The following is a 22,883-nucleotide window of genomic DNA, read 5'->3' on the forward strand; positions in this document are numbered from 1 at the left end:
TATCCACGAGCCCACCACCCCGCCACTACTTTTCTGCAACTGTGCCGATTTCGTCATCCACCCTGCAGAAAACCATCAAGAACCGATGCCCCGATCGGTCCACTCTATGCCCCACACAAGCCGCCCAATACCTACAAGAGCGCGGCCCAAAAAGCCGCACCTCGTGACATCAGACCTGCCTATCCAAAACCTACAAAAAGGCGCACCCATGTCAGGCAAATTCAAAAAACAGCTCTCATTGCTCGACCTCACCTTCATCGGCCTAGGCGCCATCTTCGGCTCTGGCTGGCTGTTCGCCGCCAGCCACGTCTCGGCCATCGCTGGCCCCGCCGGTATTTTGTCCTGGTTCCTCGGCGGTTTCGCCGTGCTGTTGCTGGGCATCGTCTACTGCGAGCTCGGCGCCGCCCTGCCCCGCGCCGGTGGCGTAGTGCGCTACCCGGTGTACTCCCACGGCCCGCTGCTTGGTTACCTGATGGGCTTCATCACGCTGATCGCGTTTTCCAGCCTGATCGCCATCGAAGTGGTCGCGTCACGGCAATACGCCGCGGCCTGGTTCCCCGAACTGACCAAGGCCGGCTCCAGTGACCCGAGCGTGCTCGGCTGGCTGGTGCAGTTCGCGCTGCTGGGGCTGTTCTTTCTGCTCAACTACCGCAGCGTCAAGACCTTCGCCAAAGCCAACAACCTGGTCAGCGTGTTCAAGTTCATCGTGCCGTTGCTGGTGATCGGCGTGCTGTTCACCTTCTTCAAACCGGCAAACTTCGAGGTCCAGGGCTTTGCGCCGTTCGGCCTGTCGGGTGTGGAAATGGCCGTCTCGGCGGGTGGCATCATCTTCGCTTACCTGGGGCTGACACCGATCATTTCGGTAGCCAGTGAAGTGAAGAACCCGCAGCGCACCATTCCCATCGCGCTGATCCTGTCGGTGCTGTTGTCCACCGCGATCTACGCCCTGCTGCAACTGGCCTTCCTCGGCAGCGTGCCAACCGAAATGCTGGCCAACGGCTGGGCCGGTGTGACCAAGGAACTCGCCCTGCCTTACCGCGACATCGCCCTGGCCTTGGGCGTGGGCTGGCTGGCATACCTGGTGGTGGCCGACGCGGTCATCTCGCCAAGCGGTTGCGGCAACATCTACATGAACGCCACCCCGCGGGTGATCTATGGCTGGGCGCAGACCGGGACCTTCTTCAAAGTCTTCACCCGCATCGACGAGCAGTCCGGCATCCCCCGCCCGGCGCTGTGGCTGACCTTCGCCCTGTCGGTGTTCTGGACCCTGCCGTTCCCGTCCTGGGAAGCGCTGATCAACGTGGTCTCGGCGGCACTGGTACTGAGCTATGCCGTGGCCCCGGTCACTGTCGCCGCGCTGCGCCGCAACGCACCCGACATGCCGCGCCCGTTCCGCGTCAAGGGCATGAGCGTGCTCGGCCCGCTGTCGTTCATCATCGCCGCGCTGATCGTCTACTGGTCTGGCTGGAACACCGTGTCGTGGCTGTTGGCCCTGCAAATCGTGATGTTCGTGCTTTACCTGCTGTGCGCCCGCTTCGTGCCAACCCAGCACCTGTCCATCGGCCAGCAAGTGCGTTCGTCGGCCTGGCTGATCGGTTTCTACGCCGTGACCATTCTGCTGTCCTGGCTGGGCAGCTTCGGCGGCCTGGGCGTGATCGGCCACCCATTCGACACCGTGGTCGTGGCCGCCTGTGCCCTGGGCATCTACTACTGGGGCGCCGCGACCGGCGTGCCGGCGCACCTGGTGCGCCTGGATGGCGAAGACGAGAGCGAAGCCACCGCCGACACACACCTGGGCCACCGCCCTGCCGCTGTCGCCTCCTGACCTCGGCCACCATACAAGGGACCTGCCCATGAAACACATTCACGTCATCGACTCGCATACCGGCGGCGAACCGACCCGCCTGGTGATGAAAGGCTTCCCACCGCTCAATGGCCGCACCATGGCCGAACAGCGCGACGAACTGCGCGAACTGCACGACCCATGGCGCCGCGCCTGCCTGCTGGAGCCTCGCGGCAACGATGTGCTGGTCGGTGCGCTGTATTGCCCACCGGTCTCGGAAGACGCTACGTGCGGGGTGATTTTCTTCAACAACGCCGGCTACCTGAACATGTGCGGCCACGGCACCATCGGCCTGATCGCCTCGCTGCAGCACCTGGGGCTGATCGCGCCAGGCGTGCACAAGGTCGACACGCCGGTCGGCCAGGTGAGCGCCACCTTGCATGAAGACGGCGCGGTCACCGTAGGCAACGTGCCTGCCTACCGCTATCGCCAACAGGTGCCGGTCGAGGTACCGGGCCATGGCGTGGTGCACGGCGATATCGCCTGGGGCGGCAACTGGTTCTTCCTAGTGTCCGAGCATGGCCAGCGCATCGAGCTGGACAACGTCGAAGCGCTCACCGACTACACCTGGGCGATGCTCAAGGCCCTGGAGGCCCAGGGCATCACCGGCGAAAACGGCGAGCCGATCGACCATGTCGAGCTGTTTGCCGACGACCCCGACGCCGACAGCCGCAACTTCGTCATGTGCCCCGGCAAGGCCTACGACCGTTCCCCTTGCGGCACGGGCACCAGCGCCAAGCTGGCCTGCCTGGCCGCCGACGGCAAGCTCGGCGAAGGCCAGACCTGGGTCCAGGCGAGCATCACCGGCAGCCAGTTCCAGGGCCGCTACCAGCGCGAGGGCGAGCGCATTCGCCCGTTCATCACCGGCCGCGCCTACATGACCGCCGACAGCACCCTGCTGATCGACGAACAGGATCCTTTCGCCTGGGGCATCTGACCTGCCCAGGCCTTTTTATTCGCAACCCAGACTGAATACTGCAAGGAGTGACACCCATGAGCGACAACATCTTCACCGGCTGCATGCCTGCCCTGATGACCCCCTGCACCGCCGCCCGCAAACCGGACTTCGATGCCCTGGTACGCAAAGGCCGCGAGCTGATCGAAGCCGGCATGAGCGCCGTGGTGTACTGCGGCTCGATGGGCGACTGGCCGCTGTTGACCGAGGCCGAGCGCCAGGAAGGCGTGGCGCGCCTGGTGGCTGCCGGCATCCCGACCATCGTCGGCACCGGCGCGGTGAATACCCGTGAAGCGGTTTCCCACGCGGCCCATGCCGCCGAAGTTGGTGCAGCCGGCCTGATGGTGATCCCGCGTGTACTGTCCCGCGGCGCTTCGTTGATCGCCCAGAAGCACCACTTCTCGGCCATCCTGGCCGCCGCGCCGAAACTGCCGGCAGTCATCTACAACAGCCCCTACTACGGCTTTGCCACCCGCGCCGACCTGTTTTTCGAACTGCGCCGCGAATACCCGAACCTGATCGGCTTCAAGGAATTTGGCGGTGGCGCCGACCTGCGCTACGCCGCCGAGCACATCACCTCCAAGGACGATGACGTGACCCTGATGGTCGGCGTCGACACCCAAGTGTTGCATGGCTTCGTCAACTGCAATGCCACCGGTGCCATCACCGGCATCGGCAACGCACTGCCCCGTGAAGTGCTGCAACTGGTGAGCCTGAGCAAGCAGGCTGCCAAAGGTGATGCCAAGGCCCGGCGCCTGGCCCGCGAACTGGAAGCGGCGCTGGCGGTGTTGTCGTCGTTCGATGAAGGCTGCGACCTGGTGCTGTATTACAAGCACCTGATGGTGCTCAACGGCGACCGCGAGTACAGCCTGCACTTCAACGAGACCGACGCCCTGACCGATGCCCAGCGCAACTACGCCGAACAGCAATACGCGCTGTTCCGCCAGTGGTACGCCAACTGGTCGGCCGAGCAAAACGTCGCCTGATCACTGTGGGCGTAACCGTGGGAGCGGGCTTGCCCCGCGAACACCGGCAAAGCTGGTGCCATGCACCGCGGCCCCTTCGCGGGACAAGCCCGCTCCCACAATGCCGCTGGGGGATCTCCCACAGGGTATGCGCTACACCCTTGCACCTGAATCCGACTCCAAAGGAGGCTCTATGCCCCTGACAGGCAACCTGCTGATTGGCCAAACGCCGGTAACCGGCAGCCGCGACGCCATCCGCGCCATCGACCCGGCCACCGGCCAAGCGCTCGAACCCGCCTACCTCGGCGGCACCGGCGAACACGTGGCCCAGGCCTGCGCACTGGCCTGGGCGGCGTTCGATGACTACCGCGAGACCTCGCTCGAACAACGGGCACACTTTCTTGAAACCATCGCCGAACAGATCGAGGCCCTGGGCGATGCACTGATCGACCGCGCCGTCGCCGAGACGGGCCTGCCCAAGGCACGCATCCAAGGCGAACGCGGCCGCACCTGCACGCAACTGCGCACGTTCGCCCGCGTGGTACGTGCCGGCGAATGGCTGGACGTGCGGGTCGACAATGCCCTGCCCGAGCGCCAGCCCCTGCCGCGCCCCGACCTGCGCCAGCGCCAGGTGGCCCTGGGGCCGGTAGCGGTGTTTGGCGCCAGCAACTTCCCCCTGGCCTTCTCGGTGGCCGGCGGCGACACGGCTTCGGCACTGGCCGCGGGTTGCCCGGTGGTGGTCAAGGCCCACGGCGCCCACCCTGGCACCAGCGAGCTGGTGGGCCAGGCAGTGGCGCACGCCGTGAAGCACTGTGGCCTGCCTGAAGGCGTGTTCTCGCTGTTGTACGGCGCGGGCCGTGAAGTGGGCATCGCCCTGGTCAGCGACCCGCGCATCAAGGCCGTCGGTTTTACCGGCTCGCGCAGCGGGGGCATCGCCCTGTGCCACGCCGCGCAGGCCCGCCCAGAGCCTATCCCGGTGTACGCCGAGATGAGTTCGATCAACCCGGTGTTCCTGTTTGACGCCGCCCTGCAGCGTCGCGGCGAAGCACTGGCGCAAGGGTTCGTCGCTTCGCTGACCCAAGGCGCCGGGCAGTTCTGCACCAAACCTGGCCTGGTGATCGCCCGCCAAGGGCCGGCGCTGCAACGCTTCGTCGACGCCGCCAGCGAGCAGGTGCAACGTGCAGCCGCACAAACCATGCTCACCCCCGGTATTTTCAGCGCTTATGAAACGGGCGTTGGCGCATTGGCCGAGAACAGCAACGCCCACGTGGCCGCCAGCGGTCAACCGGCGCTAGGCCCTAACCAGTGCCAAGCCCAGTTGTTCGTGACCCAGGCCAGCGCGTTTCTGACCGACCCGGCGCTGCAAGCCGAGGTCTTCGGCGCTGCCTCACTGGTGGTCGCGTGCGACAGCGACGCGCAGGTGCGCCAGGTGGCCGAGCACCTGGAAGGCCAACTGACCGCGACGCTACAACTGGACGAGGCCGACATCGACAGTGCCCGCGCGCTGTTGCCGACCTTGGAACGCAAGGCCGGGCGCATCCTGGTCAACGGGTGGCCGACCGGGGTCGAGGTGTGCGATGCGATGGTCCATGGCGGGCCATTCCCGGCTACCTCCGATGCCCGCACGACGTCGGTGGGCACGGCGGCGATCCTGCGCTTCCTGCGCCCGGTGTGCTACCAGGACTTCCCAGACGGGCTGCTGCCAGAGGCCTTGCGCCACGGCAACCCGCTGCAACTGCGCCGGTTGCTCGACGGCAAGCGGGAAGGCTGAACCATGGTCGAGCCGCTCAACGCTGCTGAAACTGATATCGCCGTGGTCGGCGCCGGCATCGTCGGCGTCGCCTGTGCCCTGCAACTGGCAAGGCAAGGCCGTCGGGTGCTGCTGATCGACCGCGAGCCACCTGGCCACGGCGCCTCGTTCGGCAACGCCGGGCACCTGGCCACCGAGCAGGTGTTCCCGATTGCCGACTTGTCGATTCTCAAGCGCCTGCCCAGCATGCTGATGGACCCGATGGGCCCGCTGCGCCTGGACTGGAAGTACCTGCCCAAGGCCATGCCCTGGTTCACCCGCTTGCTGCTCAACCTGCGGCCCGCGCCGTTTCAGCGCAGCGTGGCTGGCATCCGTGCGCTGAACGAAGGCAGCCTGGCGGCCTGGCAGCGGTTACTCGGCTCGATTGGGCGCAGCGACCTGTTCAAGGAAGCGGGGTCGTTGCTGGTGTTCGAACGCAACGAGTCGCGCCAGGCACTGGCGGCCTTGCAGGCGCGCATGCAGCAGCAGGCGGTGCCGGCAGAGTACTGGTCGGCCGACAGCGTGCGGGCAACGGCGCCTCAGCTGAGCCGCTCGATCCTGGGCGGGCTGTTTTTCCCCCGTACCGGGCATTTCATCGACCCATACCGCGTGGTCTGTGAGCTGTTCGAAGCGGCCAAGGCCAGTGGGGTTCGCTTCGTCCGGGCGCACGTCGACGGTGGGCACCTGCACGGCAGCGGCGTCAGCCTGGCCAGCGACCAAGGCACGTTCACTGCACGTCAGGTGCTGATCAGTTGCGGCGCGCAATCGGCCAAACTCACTGCGGCCCTTACCGGCAAGCGGGTGCCGCTGGACACCGAACGTGGCTACCACCTGATGTTGCCGGGTGAACATCAACGGCTGCCCTTTGCCGTCACCTCGCTGGAGCGCAAGTTCATCATGACGCCGATGGCCGACGGGTTGCGGCTGGCCGGCACGGTGGAATTCGCCGGGCTCGATGCGCCGCCTAGCATGCAACGGGCATGGCAGCTGCATCGGCTGAGCAAGGGCTTGTTCCAGCAAGATCTCGATGCCGAAGGGGCGACGCCGTGGATGGGCTTCAGGCCGTCGTTGCCGGATTCATTGCCGGTGATCGACCAAGTGTGCGAGGGACGGGTGATGCTTGCGTTCGGGCATCAGCACCTGGGGTTGACCCAGGCGGCGGTGACGGCCGAATGGGTGGGGCGGCTGGCCGACCAGGAAAGAGGGCTGCAGATGGAGGCCTATCGGTTGGATCGGTTTTGAAGCCTGGGGCCGCTTTGCGGCCCAATCGCCGGCAAGCCGGCTCCCACAGAGGCCGGCATGCGCACTACCTGTGGGAGCAACTGTCTTGTTCAAATTTCTGAGGGCATTCCATCCTCTGGGAAATCAGCCAGCCCTTTGGACCGCGTTGTCGAGCAGAGAATCGCGTAGCATTCGCCCTGATGAAAAATCAGGACGAATATGTCACCAAAGCGAGCAAACCGGCTTGCTGAAAACCATAGAATCTCCCACAGGTACCGCACAGATTTTGAGCGCTGTGCAGTACCTGTGGGAGCGGGCTTGCCCGCGAAGAGGCCACTACAGGCAACACAAACTTACCCGACTCAAGGCCATCTCCCATGCCCACCGTCCTGATCACCGGTTGTTCCAGCGGCATCGGCCGCGCCCTGGCCGACGCCTTCCGCGATGCCGGCCATGAAGTCTGGGCCACCGCCCGCAAACCTGAGGACGTCGCGCATTTAGCCGCCGCTGGTTTCACCGCCCGGCAACTGGACGTCAATGATGGCCAAGCCCTGACCCAACTGGCCGAGGAGCTGGAGGCAAGCCACGGGCGCCTCGACATGCTGATCAACAACGCCGGCTACGGTGCCATGGGCCCATTGCTCGACGGGGGTGTGGACGCCATGCGCCAGCAATTCGAAACCAACGTTTTCGCCGTGGTCGGCGTGACCCGCGCGTTGTTCCCGCTGCTGCGCCGCGCGCGTGGGCTGGTGGTGAATATCGGCAGCGTTTCTGGGGTGCTGGTCACGCCGTTCGCTGGGGCCTACTGCGCGTCGAAGGCTGCCGTCAACGCGCTGAGCGATGCACTACGCCTGGAGCTGGCGCCGTTTGGCATTCGGCTTATGGAAGTGCAGCCGGGGGCGATCGCTTCGCAGTTCGCCAGCAATGCCCAGCGCCAGGCCGATCAGGTGTTGGCTGTGGATTCGCCGTGGTGGCCACTGCGCGAATATGTCCAGGCACGGGCGCGGGCATCGCAGGACCGGCCGACGCCAGCAGCGGTGTTTGCCCAAGGGGTGTTGGCCGCTACGCGCAAAACGGCGGTGCCTGCGGTGGTCAGGCTGGGTAATGGCAGCACGGCGTTGCCGCTGATTGCCAGGCTGTTGCCGCGGCGCTTGCTGGACTGGGTGTTGCGCAAGCGGTTTGGGCTGCTGCGACCGCTTTGATTGATGCTTGGCTGTGCTGGCCTCTTCGCGGGTAAACCCGCTCCCACAATGCCCAAGTGTAGTGCGGTACGTGTGGGAGCGGGTTTACCCGCGAAGAGGCCGGTACAGCCACAACACCTATCAAACCTTGTTCGCAGGCTGTGTATCAAACGCCTGCCACCCCCCACCCAGCGCCTTGTACAGCCCCACCAACGCCTGGGAAACCGCCGCCGAGCTGTCGATCCACTGCTCTTCACTTGCCAGCAACGCACCTTGCACGGTCAGCACATTGAGAAAGTCCACCGCCCCTTCCACATACTGGCGCTGGGCAGTCTCCAAGGCGATACGGTTCTGCCGCACCGCCTCGGCCAAATGATCGCGACGCAATTGGCTGGCATTATAAAGGCGCAGCACATCGTCGATTTCATGCCAGGCACCGAGCACCACCTTGCGGTAGTTGAGCGCGGCTTCCTGCTGCTGCGCCTCACGCAGTTCCAGCGTGCCTTTGAGCCGCCCACCTTCGAAGATCGGCAGTGACAGTTGCGGGCCAAAAGCGAAGCGGCGCGAGTCCCAGCCGCCGAAGTCAGACAGCTGCATGGCCTGGAAACCCAGGCTGCCCGACAGCCGAATGCTCGGGTAGAAGTCGGCCTTGGCCACGCCGATACTGGCGGTGGCCGCATGCAGGCGCGCCTCGGCCTGGCGAATGTCCGGGCGGCGCTCGGCCAACTCCGACGGCAGGCCAATGGCGAACTGCTGCTGGGGCGCGGGCAGTTCCCCCCCTTCGAGCAACTGTGCCTGAAGGCTGCGAGGTGGCTCCGCCGCGAGCAGGCTGAGGGCATTGATCAGGTCGTCGCGCTTGGCCTCAAGGCTGGGCAGGCGGGCTTCGATGGAGGCGACCTGGGCACTGGCCTGGGCCACGTCGAGGCGGGTGGCGACCCCTTCGGCCTGGCGATTCTCGGACAACTTCAGGCTGTGCTGCGCCACCTTCAGGTTGTCACGGGTGACGTCCAAGGTGTGCTGCACCGCACGCAGCTGAATGTAGTTGCCGGCGGTTTCCGACAACAGCGCCAACAACACGCCACGGCGGTCGTTCTCGGCCACTTCCACCGTCGCATCGGCAGCCTCCACTTGCCGGCGTACTCGGCCCCAGAGGTCCAGCTCCCACCCCGCGACCAAGTCACCCTGCCACAGGTTGAATGCCGATTTGCCCGCGTGGCCCGAGGGGTCACTCAGCCCTTCGGCGCTGTTGCGAGCACGGCTGTAGCCTGCGTTCACATCGACCGAGGGCGCTTCATCCGCTGCTACCGTACTGCGCAAGGCACGGCTTTGCAGCAACCGCGCACTGGCCATCTGCAAGTCCAGGTTGCGTTCGGCGACCCGCTGGATCAACGCGCTGAGCCGGGCATCGTGGAAGCTTTCCCACCAGCGCAGTTCCAGGGGTTCGGCCTGCGGCTGACTGGCCGCAGCCTCGCCTTGCAACCCAGCCCACTGTTGCGGGGCCTGGCTGTCCGGGCGTTTGAAATCTGGCCCGAGGGTACAGCCGGCCATCAGCAACGCCAGCAACACCGGGCTCAAGCGAAAGGCCGGTTTCATCGCGCGCTCACCTCTTTGCCTTCGATTTTGTCGCCGCGGGTATCGATGGTGGCTTCCACCGACATGCCCACGCGCAGCCGTGCAAGCAGCGGCTGGCCGTCATCGAACACGATCTTTACGGGGATGCGCTGCACCACCTTGGTGAAGTTACCGGTGGCATTGTCCGGCTTGACCGCCGCGAAGGTCACACCGGTGGCCGGCGCGATGCTCTCGACATGGCCATGCAGTTGCTCGCCCGAGAAGGTATCGACACTGATGCTGACGGGTTGGCCGGGCTGCACATGGGTCAGCTGGGTTTCCTGGAAGTTGCCGACCACATAGGCCTGCTGCAACGGCACCACCGACAACAGCCGAGCCCCCGGATTGACATAGGCGCCGACACGCAAGGCGCGCTCGCCGACCATGCCGTCCACCGGTGCGATGATGCGCGTGTAGGACAGGTCGAGCTGGGCTTTCTCCAGCCCCGCTTCGGCCCGTTTGAGCTGGCCATCGGCGCTGGCCACCTGGGCGCTGAGGATGTCCACCTGCTTGCGTGCGGCCACCAACGCCGCCTGGGTATTGGCCAGGCGCGCACGGGCCTGGTCGACCCCGCTGCGCGCCTGCTGGGCGTTCTGCACAGTGCCGGCACCTTGCTCGGCCAGGCGGCTGTAGCGGTTGACTTCATGATCGGCAAACGCCGCTTCGGCCTGGGCGGCTTTCACGGCGGCTTCGGCCTGGGCGATCAAGGCGGCTTGGCGCTCCAGCGTGGCGCGGGCATCGGCACTCTGCGCCTTGGCCACCAGCAATTGCGCCTGGGCTGCGTCTAGCGCGGCTTGGTAGTCGCGGGCATCGAGGGTCGCGAGCAACTGGCCTGCCGTGACTTGCTGGTTGTCCTCGACCAGTACCTCTTTGATAAAGCCTGCGACTTTGGGCGCGACCACGGTGTAATCGGCGATCACATAGGCGTCGTTGGTGCGCTGGCGGTGATCGCTGCCCAGCATCCAAGCCCCGACGATACCGGCCAGCACGGCCACGGCGAGCACCGAGCCGATGAAAAGTGTCTTGCGGTTGTTGGTCATTTCTAAGTCTCGAATTCAGTCACGGGCTCAAGCCACCGCACGCGGCGGGAAGATCCGGGTAGGCACAAAGGGAATCAGGCAGATCAACGCGACGGCGATGCACGCCATCACCAGGTACTGGTCGGCCGAGGTCAGTACCTGGGCCTGTTCATGAATGCGCCGGGCAAGGCCGGCGACGCTGTCATCGATCAGCGGCGCATTGCCCAGGCTGTCGACCAGGTGGTTGGAATGAAAATGCCGGCGCACAGTGCCCAAGACATCCAGCAAGCCGCCGGCAATCACCGCCGACAGCCCCTTGACCGTGTTGAACCAGGCCGAGGCGAACGGGCCCTCCTGCGGGGTCATGCCGTTGGTGGAGAGCATCAGCAGCGGCAGCACGGCCATCGGCTGGCCGAACACCTGCAACAGGTAAAACGGGTAGAAGTCGCCGCGTATCCACTCGGAGGTCAGCAGGCTACTGCCCACGCACGACAGCGCCAGCATGCCGAGCCCCATCGCCAGTACCCAGCGGCAGTCCACCGCGCGGATGTTGCACAGCGCTGCGGTCAGCGGCAGGGCGATGAGTTGCGGCATGGCCACCAGCATCATCAACGGGCTGGTCTGCGCCGGCCGGTAGCCCTGGATCTGCGCCAGGTACGCCGACGGAATGCTGCTCACCCCGGAGAGCACGATCAGCACACCGGCCAGGGTCACCAGGGCGAAGCTCAGGTTGCGCCGCGAGAGCATGCGCAACTGGAAGAACGGCAGCGGTTCGGACCACTCGTTGTACAGGAACAGCACCAGCAACAGCAGGCCGCCGCCCAGCAACCAGCAGATCAGCGGCGAGTCGAACCAGCCCCAGCGGTCACCCAGCGACAGGCCGAGGACGATGCAACTGATGGCAGGCAGGCCCAGCAGCACGCCACGCCAGTCGAACTGTTTGAAGCGCTCCAGGCGCAACGGGTCCTGGGGCAGGCCCCAGCCGACACAGAACATCGCCAGCAGCGACGGCAGGATGATCTGCCAGAAAGCCCACTGCCAGCCGACGTACTCGGTCCACAGGCCCGCCAGCGGTGTGCCGAGGTTCGGCCCGAAAGTGGCGGTCAGGGCATAGCAGGCCAGGCCATACACTTTGATGCCCGGTGGCAGAAAACGCAGCGCTACGCTCATCAGCATCGGCGGCAAGGCGCCCGAGGCAAAGCCTTGCAGCACCCGCAGCAGCATCAGGCTGTGCAGGTTGGGGGCGAACGGTTGCAGCAGGCCCAGCACGGCGAACACGCCAATGGCAGACAAGGTGAAGCGGCGCAGGGAAAAGGTCGTGGCAAGCCAGGGTGCAAAGGCCATCGCCGACACCGAAGCCGCGCTGTATGCGGCCAGCAGCCAGGCGCCTTCGTCGGCCCCGATGCCCATGGCGCCGCGGATATCGGCCAGCGAAATCTTGGTCACCGCCTCGTTGAGGCCAGCGCAGAGTACTGCCAGCAACACCCCAAACAACCCCACCACCACCTGCAGGCCGAATGCCGTCTGCACGGGGGCGGCCGGCGCGGGGGCGGCAGCCAGCGCAGCAGAAGGCGCGGTCAGGGAACTCATGGGAATACATCTCCAGCAACAATTTCAGGGCTGGAGCAAGTCTAAGAAGGTCGAATGCTTACGAAAACTGACTTGTTGGCAGGTTTATATTGCGCCAGACGCAATCGGCCTCTGTTACGGGTCGATGCTGCCACACACCTTCAACGTTTGGCGCAGCCAGCGGTGGGCCGGGTCATTGTCGAACCGCGGGTGCCAGGCCTGCATCACGTTGACCTTCTCCAGTGGCACCGGGATCTCGAATGAGCGCAGGGGCAGTTTCAAGCGCTGCACACTGTTGAGGATGTTGGCCGGTATCGGCAGGATCAGGTCCGAATCCGGCAGCGAAAACATCGCCGAGTGGAAGCTCGTGGTGATCAGCGCCACCCGCCGTTCGACCTTGTGGTTGGCCAATGCCACATCGATCGGCCCGTTGGCTCTGCCCCGGCGCGACACGCTGATCTGCGGGTAGGCGGCGAACCGCTCAGGGGTAATCTCGGCATCGAAGATCGGGTGGCCCTCGCGCGCCAAGCCTACGAAGTAGGTGTTGAACAGGCTCTGCACCTTGATTTCCGGGCCCAGCTCGACGGCCGAGCTGATGATCAAGTCGATATGCCCGTTGCGCAGCACCGCATCATCGTCGCCACTGCCCTCGGGCACGAAACGCAGCACCGTACGCGGTGCCTGGGCCAGCATCATGCGCAACAGCTGGGCGCCGTACAGGGCGATGAACAGGTCGTTGGTGCGGATGTTGAAGGCCCGGTCCAGGTTGACCAGGTCGACATCGTCACGGCTGCGGAACACCTGCCCGGCCTGCTCCACCAGCCCATGCACCTGCTCGCGCAGCGCCAGCGCACGGGGTGTCGGCACCAAGCCACGGCCGGCGCGCACCAGGATCGGGTCGCCCAAGGCATCGCGAATGCGCCCCAGGGTCCGGCTCATGGCGGCCGGGCTCAGGTTCATGCGCTGCGCGGCGCCCACCACACTGCCTTCGTCAAGCAAGGCGTCGAGGGCGACGAGCAGGTTCATGTCCGGGAGTTGCATGGCCGTTTTCCGTGGCGATTGTGGGAACGGCGATGGTAGCAGGTTGGAGGATTGCGTCTGACGCAATAAGGTCGTGCGTGGTGGGGCATTTATTCAGCAGCCGGGTTCGGCCATAAATGAAGCATTGGCAGGTCCGGCCTCTTCGCGGGCAAGCCCGCTCCCACCGGAATGTCACATGCTCACAAGTTTGTGCATTACCTGTGGGAGCGGGCTTGCCCGCGAAGAGGCCCGGACAGGCAAAACCTTAGCCAGCCGCAACAAGGATCCCTATGCCCAGCTCCGTGCTCATCGCCATCGACGCCTCCCCCGCATCCGCTGCCCTGCTCACCCTCGCCCGCCGCTACTGCCGCCCCGCCGAACACGAGCTGCATGTGCTGCTGGCCATCGACAGCACTTTCGCCGTGCACGAGCAACCCGCGCCCTACACCGCCGAAGAACTGGAGGAATACCCCGCTGCCTGCGAGGAGCAGCAGCATGCCGACCACGCGGTAGCCAAGGCCGTGCGCGAGCTGCAGGACGCCGGCTTCACCAGCCAGGGCTGCATGGTGGCCGGGCAGCCGGTCGAGGCCATCGTCAGCAAGGCGCAAGATCTGCGTTGCGAACTGATCATCATGGGTCATCGCCACCTGTCACGATTGGGGCGATTGCTGGATCCTTCGATCAGCGCGAAGGTGATTGACCGGGTAGAAGTGCCGGTGTTGGTGGGCGCGGCCTGAACCATTCATCAGCTCCCCAATGCACTGCATTGACCACGTAATGCAATCGCATTACCTTGCATTCATTGTTGCAATGCAAAGGATATGGCCATGGCCGCCACCTTCGAAGTTGAATCCACCCTGACCGATCGTTACCAGACAACCGTACCCGAAACAGTGCGTCGCGCGCTGGGTTTGAAAAAGCGTGACAAGATCCATTACTCGATTCAACCCGACGGGGAGGTGATACTCACCCGCGCAGAGGCAACCGAAGACGACCCTGTGCTAGGCCAGTTCCTGAGTTTTCTGGCCCACGATATCGCCACCCATCCGCAACGTCTGCAAGTTGTCGATGCTGACCTCATCGCTCGCCTCGACAGCCTCGTGGGCGACGCCGAGATCGACCTGGATCAACCTCTATCGGCGGAAGATGAATGAGTGATGCGAGGAAGCCTTTAACTATTCATGGATGGACTGTATTTGCTCACCCGCTGTTCTTAGCCGAACTGGACGCGCTCAGTGAGCAAGTCGCGGCACAGTTGCAGAAAGACCCGATCGGCTACACGAAAAAGAACGCGTACAAGCGGCTGGCCGCGATCAAACGATTGGCGTTTGACGTCATCCCGCAAGACCCGACCAAGCCTGAGTACCGTCAAGGTTCAGCGCTAGGAGGCGACCACAAGCACTGGTTTCGAGCGAAGTTCTTTCAGCAATACCGGCTGTTCTTTCGCTACCACACCCCCAGCAGGATAATCGTGCTGGCATGGGTAAATGACGAGACGAGCAAGCGGGCCTACGAGCGCACTGACGATGCTTACAAAGTCTTCCAGAAGATGCTGCTCACCGGCCACCCTCCTGATGATTGGGACGCGTTACTGCGAGAGGCAGGCGCGACAACACACAGATTTAAATCTTCACTGAACACCTAGTGCGGCTCTCACTGGCGTGTGACTGAGCGCCGCTACCGGGATTCATTCCTCGCGAGGCTTCACCACCACCGTACACGTCGTCCCCGCCGCCAGCAAAAACCCTTCCGGCACTTCATCGATGTGGATCCGCACCGGCACACGCTGCGCCAACCGCACCCAGTTGAAGGTCGGGTTCACATCGGCGATCAGCTCGCGGCTCTGGGGGTTGTCGCGGTCATAAATACCGCGGGCAATGCTCTCTACGTGGCCTTTGATGCGCTCGCCGCTCATCATCTGCAGCTCGGCCTGGTCACCCACCTTCACGTGCGGCAGCTTGGTCTCTTCGAAGAAGCCATAAACCCAAAACGAGTTCTCGTCGACCACCGCCATCACCGGCTCACCGGTGCGCGCATAGTCGCCCTTGTGGATGTTCAGGTTGGTCACATAACCGTCTACCGTGGCCACGATGTGCGTGCGCTTGAGGTTCAGCTCTGCGGCCGCCAGTTCGGCCAGGGCCTGTTGATAATCCGCCTGGGCCGAGTTGGCGATGTTGCTGGCGTCGTCGCGGTTTTCTTTGGAGATCACCAGGTTGTCCATGTCGGCGCGGCGCTTGGCGTTGACCTTGCGCATTTCCCAGGTGGCCTTGCGCGAGGCAACCAGCGCCTTGGCCTGGTCGACGGCCATTTGGTAGTGCTCAGGGTCGATCTGGATCAACAGGTCGCCCTTCTTCACCCGCTGGTTGTCCTTGACCGGTACACCCACCACGTAGCCGGGCACGTCGGCAGCGACGTTGATGATGTCGGCACGCACACGCCCGTCGCGGGTCCAGGGCGTGGTCATGTAGTGCAGCCACAACTGGCGGCCGATCGCCACGGCGGCCACCAGCACCAGCAGGGTGGCGATCAGGCTGAAGAACTTTTTCATCGAAGGTTTCTCACCAGTAGACAGACAGCGCGAGGGCGCCGAAAAGGCAGACGAACAGGCTCAGGCGCAGCAGCGCCGGGTGCCAGAAAAAGCGGTAGCCGTCATGGCTGGCGATGAAGCGGTCCAGGCCCCAGGCCAGGCCCAGGGCGAACAGGAACATCAAGGTCATGGTGGGCATGTACACGCCATGGAAGGCGATTTCACGGGGCATGATTTCACGGGGCATGGTGCAGTCCTTTCGCCGGTGCCAGCGGCGACTGTGGGTCCAGCAGGGAAGAACGGATGAAGTGCAAGTAGCTTTGCGCGCGGCGCAGCACCGAGGTGTCGAAGTGCCGGGCGAAGGGTTCGTCGGTGGCCTGCACGCGGCTGATGGCATGGTCCACCGCCACCAGTGCGCGCTCGTGGTTGCTGGCGCTGGGCTGCAGGAACAAACGCGCCAGGGCGCGGCCCATGACGCGGATGGCCTGGCGCCATGGCTGCGACTCGGCGTAGGCCGGGTGGATCGGGGCGCGGGCCTGTTCCTTGCGCAGCTCGATGATGGCGTGGCCGATTTCCAGCACGGTGAACATCCAGCCCATCAGCTCGCTCTGCACCTTCGGCTTGCCGGCAGCCAGGCCATAGGCTTGGTGCAGCAGGTCACGGGTGCGGCTCTCGAAGGCCGAACCCAAGCCGCGCAAGCGGCCACTGATGGCGAACAGCACCTGTTCACGCAGTTCCTGCTCCAGCCGGCTCCACAGCCAGCGGCTGTTGGGCGGCAGGATGATTGCCCCGGCCGCGGCGCAGACGAACATGCCGATGACCATGCCGATGTAGTCGTTGATGAAGGTGTAAGGGTCGTAGACGGTAAGGTTGTTGGGCACCGAACCGATGGCGAAAAACACCAGCAAACCGATGCCGTAACCGGCGTACGCCGGCCGCGAAGACAGGAACGCCCCCAGCACGAAGACCGGTGCCAGGACCATGCACAGCAGCGGAAATCCGTCGATCCAGGGGAACACGAAGAAGGTTTCGAAGAACCCGACGAAGGCCCCGATCGCCGTACCACAGGCCATCTGGAATGACATGCGCTTAGGGTTGGGCGAGGCCGCCGACAGGCCCACGGTGACCGTGGCGATCAGCGTCATCATGGCGCCGCTGGGCCAGTCGCTGAGCAACCAGTAACTGCCCAGCAGCAACAGCACCGCCGAAGCGCGCACGCCAGCAGCCAACGACACCAGCCAGCTGGTCTGCGCCACATAGGGCTCGTCCCACTGCTCGCGCTCGTGCTTGTGCACGGCCAGCGAGGCATGGGTCTCGGCATAGCTGAACATCTCGTCGACAAAGCGGTACAGCAGCTCGAAGGCAGTGTGGAAGTCGAGCAGGTCGGACTCGCTGGGGTTGGTTTGCAGATACTCGGCGCGCAAGCCACGCACCTGGGCTTGCAGGCCCTCCTTGTAGGCGGCCAGCTCAAGCGTCAGGCGCAGCGCGTCCGAATCGGTCAAGGCGCGGCCCACGTAGGGCTGAAGCAGTTCGACCAAGGTGTCCAGGCCCGGCTCGATGGCGCTGACAATCTGCAGCGGGCCACGGGCGCGCAGGCGTTCGAGCAGCCGGTGAAGGGCATTGAAGCGCGTGGTGATGGCCATGAACTCGCTGTTCATGCGCACCAACCGGCCACTGCGCCTGCGCATGTGCGGGTCTTCGAAGGCGGTGACGTTACGCAGGCTTTCCAGGCCCACCGCCTCGGCGATGAAGCGCACGTTGCTGCTTTCAAAACGGTCGCGCTGGCTATCACCGCGCAGGGCTTCGACCACCACGCCGGCGAACACACCAAAACGCTGATAGAGGGCGTTACGCATGGCGGCGCTGGCCGACTGCGGCAGGATCGCGGCGCTGACGAACGTTGAAACGAGAATCCCCAGGGCAATTTCCAGCACCCGCCACACGGCCGCCATAAAGGCTTGGTCGGGGTGCTCCAGCACCGGCAGGCCGATCATCGCTGCGGTGTAGCCGGCCAGCACGAAGCCATAGGCACGGAAGGTGCGGTAGCGCATCGCGCCAGCCGAACACAGGCCGACCCACAGGGCCAGGCTGGGCAGGAACAGCTCGGTGTTCTGCGGGAAAATGGCGATCAGTGCGACCATCATCGCCGAGCCTGCCAGGGTGCCGAGCACCCGGTAGAAACTCTTGGCGAACACGTGGCCGCTTTGCGGCTGCATGACGATGAACACGGTGATCATTGCCGTGCGCGGCTGCGGCAGTTCCAGGCGCATGGCCAGCCACAGGGTGATGAAGGCGGCGGCCAGCACCTTGAAGATGTAGACCCAAGTCACGCCATCGGTGCGCGCCCAGGCAAAGAAGCCCCGGCGCCACTCCAGGCTCTGCAGCCAGCGCACGGGCAGGCTTGAGGTGCTCATTCGGCGTTATCCGGCTGCTTGTCGAAAATGGCCAGGGTGGCCGGGGTTTTCGGTGCGGCCTGGCGCTCTTGCTCCGGCACGTCCTTGCCCGCTTGCAGGCCACCCCCAAGGGCGGTCACCAGCTCGGCATGGGCGATCAGGCGGGCGGCCTGCACCTGCTGCTGTACCTGCTGCTGACGGAACAGCAAGGTCTGCGCGTTGAGCACGTTGAGGTAGTCGGTCAGGCCACGCTGGAAGGCGACCATGGCGATGTCGTAGGTCTTTTGCGCGGCGGCGACCGATTCGGCGGCAAAGTGCGATTGCTCTTTCATCGACTCGCGGCGGATCAACTGATCGGAGATGTTCTTCAATGCACCGACCACGGTCTGGTTGTAGCGCGCGACGGCCATGTCATAGCCCGCTGAAGCGACGCCCAGTTGCGAGCGCAGGCGGCCGCCGTCGAAGACCGGCAGGCTGATTGCCGGGCCGACGTTGTAGTTGAACTTGCGCCCGGTGAGAAACTCCAGCGGGCCGCCGCCGGTGGCCATGAAACCGAGGCTGCCGACCAGGTCGACATTGGGGAAGAAGCCGGCATGCGCGACGTCGATGCCACGGGCTTGCGCGGCCACCTGCCAACGGCTGGCGACCACGTCCGGGCGCTGGCCGACCAGCTCGGCGGGCAGCGCCGATGGCAGCATGAGCGGGGCGCCAAGGGTCAGGGTCGGGCGCTGGATCTGCGCACCCTCCCCTGGCCCCTTGCCGGCCAGCGCAGCAAGCTGGTTGCGGGTCAGGGCGATCTCTTCGTCAAGGCTGTCGAGCTGACGATGGGTTTCGGGCAGCGGCGCTTCGGCCTGGCTGACTTCGAAATGGGTGCCGATGCCTGCGTCCAGCCGACGCTTGGCCAGGGCTAGGATCTGCTCCTGCTGCTCCCGTTCAGCCTTGACGATATCGCGCTGGGCGAAGTGCAGGCTCAGCTGGATGTAAGCACGCACCACGTTGTTCTGCAGCTCGAGCTGCGCCTGGCGAGCCTCGGCCACACTCATGTGCGCCTGGTCCACAGCCTGCTCGCTGGCATTGCGCTCGCGGCCCCAGAGGTCGAGGGCATAGCTGAAGCCGATGGCGGCGTTGTTGTCCCAGGTATTGGCGCCCGACAGTGCGCCAGGGCCGTAGAACTGATCCTCGGGCCAGTTGTGGCGCTTGAGTGTGGCCTGGCCGTTGGCTTGCAGCTTTTCTGCCGACTCGACCACACCGGCCATGGCCTTGGCCTCGCGCACGCGCGCCAGGGCCATGGCCAGGTTCGGGCTGCCCTCGACGGCCAATGCGACCCAGCGGTTCAGCTGGGGGTCGCGATAGGCCTGCCACCACTGCTGGTCGGGCCAGTGCGCGTCGGTGGCCGCTTCGCGTATCGCCGCGTCGGTGGTCAGGGTATTGGCGTGTAATGTCTTGCTTTGCGGGGCAATGCCCCAGGTTCCGATACAGCCGCTCAAGGTGAGGGTAAGGGCACAGGCACTGAACACTTGAAGCGTTCTGATGATGCGACGCGGCACAGCTGCGATTTCCCGAGGAAGAGGTGGAGGGGCCGGGCAATTCTAGGGGGCGGCAGGACTGGCGATAAGCGCATATTCCTGCGAATCTTTGTTACCAAACGCGCGATAATCAGCCTTTGGTCGAAGGCATCTTTTAATAACTTCGTCGTTACTTCGTGACACAATTTTGTCCTCTACCTTGAGAGTGACCCATGGACACCCTGCAAAATATGCGTGCTTTCAGTTGCGTAGCCCAGCTTGGCAGCTTCACGGCTGCCGCGGCGCAACTGGATACGACCACCGCGAACGTGTCGCGGGCGGTCTCCAATCTGGAAGCCCATCTGCAAACTCGGCTGCTCAACCGTACTACCCGCCGCATCGCGCTGACCGAGGCCGGCAAGCGCTACCTGATGCGCTGCGAACAGATTCTTACCTACGTTGAAGAAGCCGAGGCCGAGGCCAGCGACGCCCATGCCCGCCCGGCTGGGCAATTGAAGGTTCACTCCATGACCGGGGTGGGCCAACACTTCGTGGTCGATGCCATTGCCCGCTACCGTGAATCGCACCCGGACGTGACCTTCGACCTGACCATGGCCAACCGCGTGCCGGACCTGCTCGACGAGGGCTACGACGTGTCCATCGTGCTGGCCACCGAGCTGCCGGACTCGGGCTTCGTGTCGCAGCGCTTGGGGATCACCTACAGCATCGTCTGCGCCTCGCCCGACTACATCGTGCGCAACGGCATCGCACACAAGCCTGCCGACCTGCTCAAGCACGCCTGCCTGCGCATGGTCAGCCCGGTGATCCCGCTGGAGAAGTGGCTGTTCGATGGCCCGGAAGGCCAGGAAATGGTCAACATCACCAGCTCGCCGTTCCAGGTGAACACCGCCGACGCCATGAAAACCGCGATTCGCAGTGGCATGGGCGTGGGCGTGCTGCCGATCTATTCGGCCATCGACGGGCTGCGTGACGGCAGCCTGGTGCGGGTGCTGCCCGAGTATCGGCTGCAAGAGCTGAACCTGTACGCCATCTATCCGTCGCGCCAGTACCTGGATGCCAAGATCAAGACCTGGGTCGAGTACCTGCGCAATTCGCTGCCGGAAATTCTCGCAGCGCATGAGGCAGACCTGAAAACCCATCAGGTGCAGATCGCCAACTGAGAAACATGCTGCATTCAGGGGAGGAGCAATGGTAGGTTGCTAACCATTGCTTCCAGCGCCAGGACCATGGGAGGGCGATGCCCTCCATTCGCAGCACAAGGCTGCTCCTACAGCGACCTTTGTAGGAGCAGCCTTGTGCTGCGAATGACCGCAACGCGGTCAACTGCCTGGCAGTCCACCCTAGCCTTGCAGAGAGTTGCCGATGAAAAAGACCGTCCTGGCCTTCAGCCGCATCACCCCGGCCATGGCCGAGCGCCTGCAACAAGACTTCAACGTGATCCTGCCGAACCCCAAGCTCGGCGACATCAACGCCCAGTTCAACGAAGCCCTGCCCGAGGCCCACGGCCTGATCGGCGTCGGCCGCAAGCTTGGCCGTGCGCAACTCGAAGGCGCGGCCAAGCTTGAAGTGGTCTCCAGCGTCTCGGTCGGCTACGACAACTATGACGTCGACTACTTCAATGAACGCGGCATCGCCCTGACCAACACCCCCGACGTACTCACCGAAAGCACCGCAGACCTGGGCTTCTCGCTGATCATGGGCTGCGCCCGGCGCACGGCCGAGCTGGATGCCTGGACCAAGGCCGGCCAGTGGCAAGCCACCGTGGGCCCGGCGCACTTCGGCAGCGATGTGCACGGCAAGACCTTGGGCATCGTCGGCATGGGCAACATCGGCGCCGCCGTTGCCCGCCGCGGCCGGTTCGGGTTCAACATGCCAGTCATCTATACCGGCAACAGCCGCAAGGCCGCACTGGAGCAAGAGCTGGGGGCGCAGTTCCGCAGCCTGGAGCAACTGCTGGCCGAAGCCGATTTCGTCTGCATCGTGGTGCCGTTGTCGGAGGCCACCCGCAAGCTGATCGGTGCACGGGAGCTGAAGCTGATGAAGCCAAGCGCCTTCCTCATCAACATCGCCCGCGGCCCGGTGGTCGATGAAGCAGCACTGATCGAAGCCCTGCAGAACGGCACCATTCGCGGTGCCGGCCTGGATGTGTACGAGAAGGAACCGCTGAGCGATTCGCCACTGTTCAAACTGCCCAACGCCCTGACCCTGCCGCACATCGGCTCGGCCACCGCAGAAACCCGCGAGGCCATGGCCAACCGGGCGATGGACAACCTGCGTGCGGCGCTGCTGGGTGAACGGCCGCGGGATCTGGTGAACCCGCAGGTGTGGAAGCACTAAGCGTTTTCAACTGTTTTTATCGCGCCATTCGCAAAGCTCCTGGCGAATGGCGCGCGCCCTCTGCCCACGCCCCTTGCGATAAGCGAGCAATCTGAAACAACTCGCTTATTGGCCCATTGCCAACGCTACGTACCTATCATTTTTGCTAGGTGACACCCGCGACACCTCAGATTAACAATGCAGAAGAACACCACCTTCATTGCTATTCTGAGGACTACCCACGTGAAAAATCTCAACCCTATTTTTCGAGACATTCAATTTGATGACGTTGTAGAGATTCCGGGGATTGAAGAGAATCTCATCACGTCCGCCAAGATGGCAGAGTATTTAAATATAACCATCCCCCAAACAGACGAATGGCCGGTACCCTCCTATTTTTACATTACTCACTCCAGTGAGAGCGGCCAGTCAATCCTTGATCGCCAGTACGACAAACCACTTCCAGAGTCGCTACACTTCCAGCTCCCTTCGGATCGATTCAAAAAAAGTCAGAAACAAACCCTGCAATATGTATTAAAAACAAAAGATGGTTCTGAAAGGACAGTCACAACCTCTTTCACCGTCGACTTAAAAAAACCCATCCAAGCGCCTCCATTGGCGATGGATACCACAGCATTCAACCTCGCCTACTTCGACAACCATGACAGCTTAGATTTTACAGCCCCACCTTTCACTTATAACAGAGTTGGAGACCACTGCATGGTTAACATAACCGGACCCGAGAATATTAGCGTGACATTGACGACACCGCCTCGCGCGAAAGAGGATCAGCCCATCACAGGTAAAATCCCTAAAGATACATTCTTCATGGATGGAAAAGCCATATACGGAGATTATACCCTTGTATATACCGCCCTCTCACGCGCCGGTAACGAATCTAAAGATACAGAGGCCGTCACGGTCACATTCAGCGCATCGTGAAATCCG

20 protein-coding genes are annotated in these 22,883 nt (G+C 63.8%); 12 read left to right on the forward strand and 8 right to left on the reverse strand.

All coding sequences use genetic code 11. From position 1 onward, the window contains the following. Window positions 1-208: 208 nt before the first annotated feature. From ACMCNM_RS23500 to ACMCNM_RS23525, 6 genes are all read left to right on the forward strand, one after another. Entirely contained in the window at window positions 209-1,825 is a 1,617-nt protein-coding gene (locus ACMCNM_RS23500) for an APC family permease (protein WP_027594629.1), read from the forward strand. 28 nt (window positions 1,826-1,853) lie between these two features. After that, complete coding sequence (locus ACMCNM_RS23505; protein WP_027594630.1) at window positions 1,854-2,780, forward strand: 4-hydroxyproline epimerase; 927 nt, start codon at window positions 1,854-1,856, stop codon at window positions 2,778-2,780. Between the two features lie 56 nt (window positions 2,781-2,836). Next, window positions 2,837-3,784: a dihydrodipicolinate synthase family protein gene (locus ACMCNM_RS23510; protein WP_412765522.1), complete on the forward strand. Its 948-nt coding sequence runs from the start codon at window positions 2,837-2,839 to the stop codon at window positions 3,782-3,784. Between the two features lie 172 nt (window positions 3,785-3,956). Next, entirely contained in the window at window positions 3,957-5,534 is a 1,578-nt protein-coding gene (locus tag ACMCNM_RS23515; RefSeq protein WP_412765523.1) for an aldehyde dehydrogenase (NADP(+)), read from the forward strand. 3 nt (window positions 5,535-5,537) lie between these two features. Then, window positions 5,538-6,794 (forward strand): NAD(P)/FAD-dependent oxidoreductase, encoded by a 1,257-nt coding sequence (locus ACMCNM_RS23520; protein WP_412765524.1) that lies wholly within the window; start codon window positions 5,538-5,540, stop codon window positions 6,792-6,794. 356 nt (window positions 6,795-7,150) lie between these two features. Next, window positions 7,151-7,975, forward strand: a complete 825-nt coding sequence (locus tag ACMCNM_RS23525; protein WP_186702495.1) for an SDR family oxidoreductase — start codon at window positions 7,151-7,153, stop codon at window positions 7,973-7,975. A gap of 120 nt (window positions 7,976-8,095) precedes the next feature. Here the strand turns inward: ACMCNM_RS23525 and ACMCNM_RS23530 are convergent, their stop codons facing one another. The 4 genes from ACMCNM_RS23530 to ACMCNM_RS23545 form a co-directional block, all read right to left on the reverse strand. Then, a complete protein-coding gene (locus ACMCNM_RS23530) occupies window positions 8,096-9,547 on the reverse strand; it encodes an efflux transporter outer membrane subunit (RefSeq protein WP_099430395.1) in 1,452 nt (483 codons plus the stop codon). Continuing rightward, window positions 9,544-10,605 carry an HlyD family secretion protein gene (locus tag ACMCNM_RS23535; protein WP_412765525.1) on the reverse strand — a complete coding sequence of 354 codons (1,062 nt, stop codon included), beginning with the start codon at window positions 10,603-10,605 and terminating at the stop codon, window positions 9,544-9,546. The genes ACMCNM_RS23530 and ACMCNM_RS23535 overlap by 4 nt, the downstream gene beginning before the upstream one ends. A gap of 27 nt (window positions 10,606-10,632) precedes the next feature. Continuing rightward, complete coding sequence (locus ACMCNM_RS23540) at window positions 10,633-12,174, reverse strand: MFS transporter (protein WP_186702493.1); 1,542 nt, start codon at window positions 12,172-12,174, stop codon at window positions 10,633-10,635. A 114-nt stretch (window positions 12,175-12,288) separates the two neighbouring features. Continuing rightward, the gene (locus ACMCNM_RS23545; RefSeq protein ID WP_027595291.1) at window positions 12,289-13,194 is read right to left on the reverse strand and encodes a LysR family transcriptional regulator; all 906 of its coding nucleotides are present in this window, start codon (window positions 13,192-13,194) and stop codon (window positions 12,289-12,291) included. Between the two features lie 269 nt (window positions 13,195-13,463). Here ACMCNM_RS23545 and ACMCNM_RS23550 point away from each other — a divergent pair, with 269 nt between their 5' ends. The 3 genes from ACMCNM_RS23550 to ACMCNM_RS23560 all read left to right on the forward strand — a co-directional run bounded on the left by ACMCNM_RS23550 (window position 13,464) and on the right by ACMCNM_RS23560 (window position 14,818). Beyond that, the gene (locus ACMCNM_RS23550; RefSeq protein WP_027595290.1) at window positions 13,464-13,910 is read left to right on the forward strand and encodes a universal stress protein; all 447 of its coding nucleotides are present in this window, start codon (window positions 13,464-13,466) and stop codon (window positions 13,908-13,910) included. 90 nt (window positions 13,911-14,000) lie between these two features. Next, window positions 14,001-14,327, forward strand: a complete 327-nt coding sequence (locus tag ACMCNM_RS23555; protein ID WP_412765526.1) for a type II toxin-antitoxin system PrlF family antitoxin — start codon at window positions 14,001-14,003, stop codon at window positions 14,325-14,327. Next, window positions 14,324-14,818 carry a type II toxin-antitoxin system YhaV family toxin gene (locus tag ACMCNM_RS23560; RefSeq protein ID WP_412765527.1) on the forward strand — a complete coding sequence of 165 codons (495 nt, stop codon included), beginning with the start codon at window positions 14,324-14,326 and terminating at the stop codon, window positions 14,816-14,818. The genes ACMCNM_RS23555 and ACMCNM_RS23560 overlap by 4 nt, the downstream gene beginning before the upstream one ends. 42 nt (window positions 14,819-14,860) lie before the next feature. Here ACMCNM_RS23560 and ACMCNM_RS23565 read toward each other — a convergent pair whose 3' ends face one another. The 4 genes from ACMCNM_RS23565 to ACMCNM_RS23580 are packed head-to-tail and all read right to left on the reverse strand — an operon-like array spanning window position 14,861 to window position 19,640. Continuing rightward, a complete protein-coding gene (locus ACMCNM_RS23565; protein ID WP_186677821.1) occupies window positions 14,861-15,721 on the reverse strand; it encodes an HlyD family secretion protein in 861 nt (286 codons plus the stop codon). 10 nt (window positions 15,722-15,731) lie between these two features. After that, a complete protein-coding gene (locus ACMCNM_RS23570) occupies window positions 15,732-15,932 on the reverse strand; it encodes a DUF1656 domain-containing protein (RefSeq protein WP_027595286.1) in 201 nt (66 codons plus the stop codon). Window positions 15,933-15,936: 4 nt separating this feature from the next. After that, on the reverse strand, window positions 15,937-18,114 hold the full coding sequence (locus ACMCNM_RS23575) for an FUSC family protein (RefSeq protein WP_412765528.1): 2,178 nt from the start codon (window positions 18,112-18,114) through the stop codon (window positions 15,937-15,939). Further along, window positions 18,111-19,640 (reverse strand): efflux transporter outer membrane subunit, encoded by a 1,530-nt coding sequence (locus tag ACMCNM_RS23580; protein WP_412765529.1) that lies wholly within the window; start codon window positions 19,638-19,640, stop codon window positions 18,111-18,113. Before ACMCNM_RS23580 ends, ACMCNM_RS23575 begins: the two co-directional genes overlap by 4 nt. 191 nt (window positions 19,641-19,831) lie before the next feature. On the opposite strand from ACMCNM_RS23580, the gene ACMCNM_RS23585 reads away from it, so the two are divergent. The 3 genes from ACMCNM_RS23585 (at window position 19,832) to ACMCNM_RS23595 (ending at window position 22,877) form a co-directional block, all read left to right on the forward strand. Beyond that, window positions 19,832-20,779 (forward strand): LysR family transcriptional regulator, encoded by a 948-nt coding sequence (locus tag ACMCNM_RS23585; protein ID WP_027595283.1) that lies wholly within the window; start codon window positions 19,832-19,834, stop codon window positions 20,777-20,779. A 202-nt stretch (window positions 20,780-20,981) separates the two neighbouring features. Continuing rightward, on the forward strand, window positions 20,982-21,956 hold the full coding sequence (locus tag ACMCNM_RS23590; protein WP_186677829.1) for a 2-hydroxyacid dehydrogenase: 975 nt from the start codon (window positions 20,982-20,984) through the stop codon (window positions 21,954-21,956). 222 nt (window positions 21,957-22,178) lie between these two features. Further along, the gene (locus ACMCNM_RS23595; protein ID WP_186677832.1) at window positions 22,179-22,877 is read left to right on the forward strand and encodes a hypothetical protein; all 699 of its coding nucleotides are present in this window, start codon (window positions 22,179-22,181) and stop codon (window positions 22,875-22,877) included. Window positions 22,878-22,883 lie beyond the last annotated feature (6 nt).

It is taken from the genome of Pseudomonas sp. NGC7 (assembly GCF_047159675.1).
GTDB lineage: Bacteria > Pseudomonadota > Gammaproteobacteria > Pseudomonadales > Pseudomonadaceae > Aquipseudomonas > Aquipseudomonas kermanshahensis.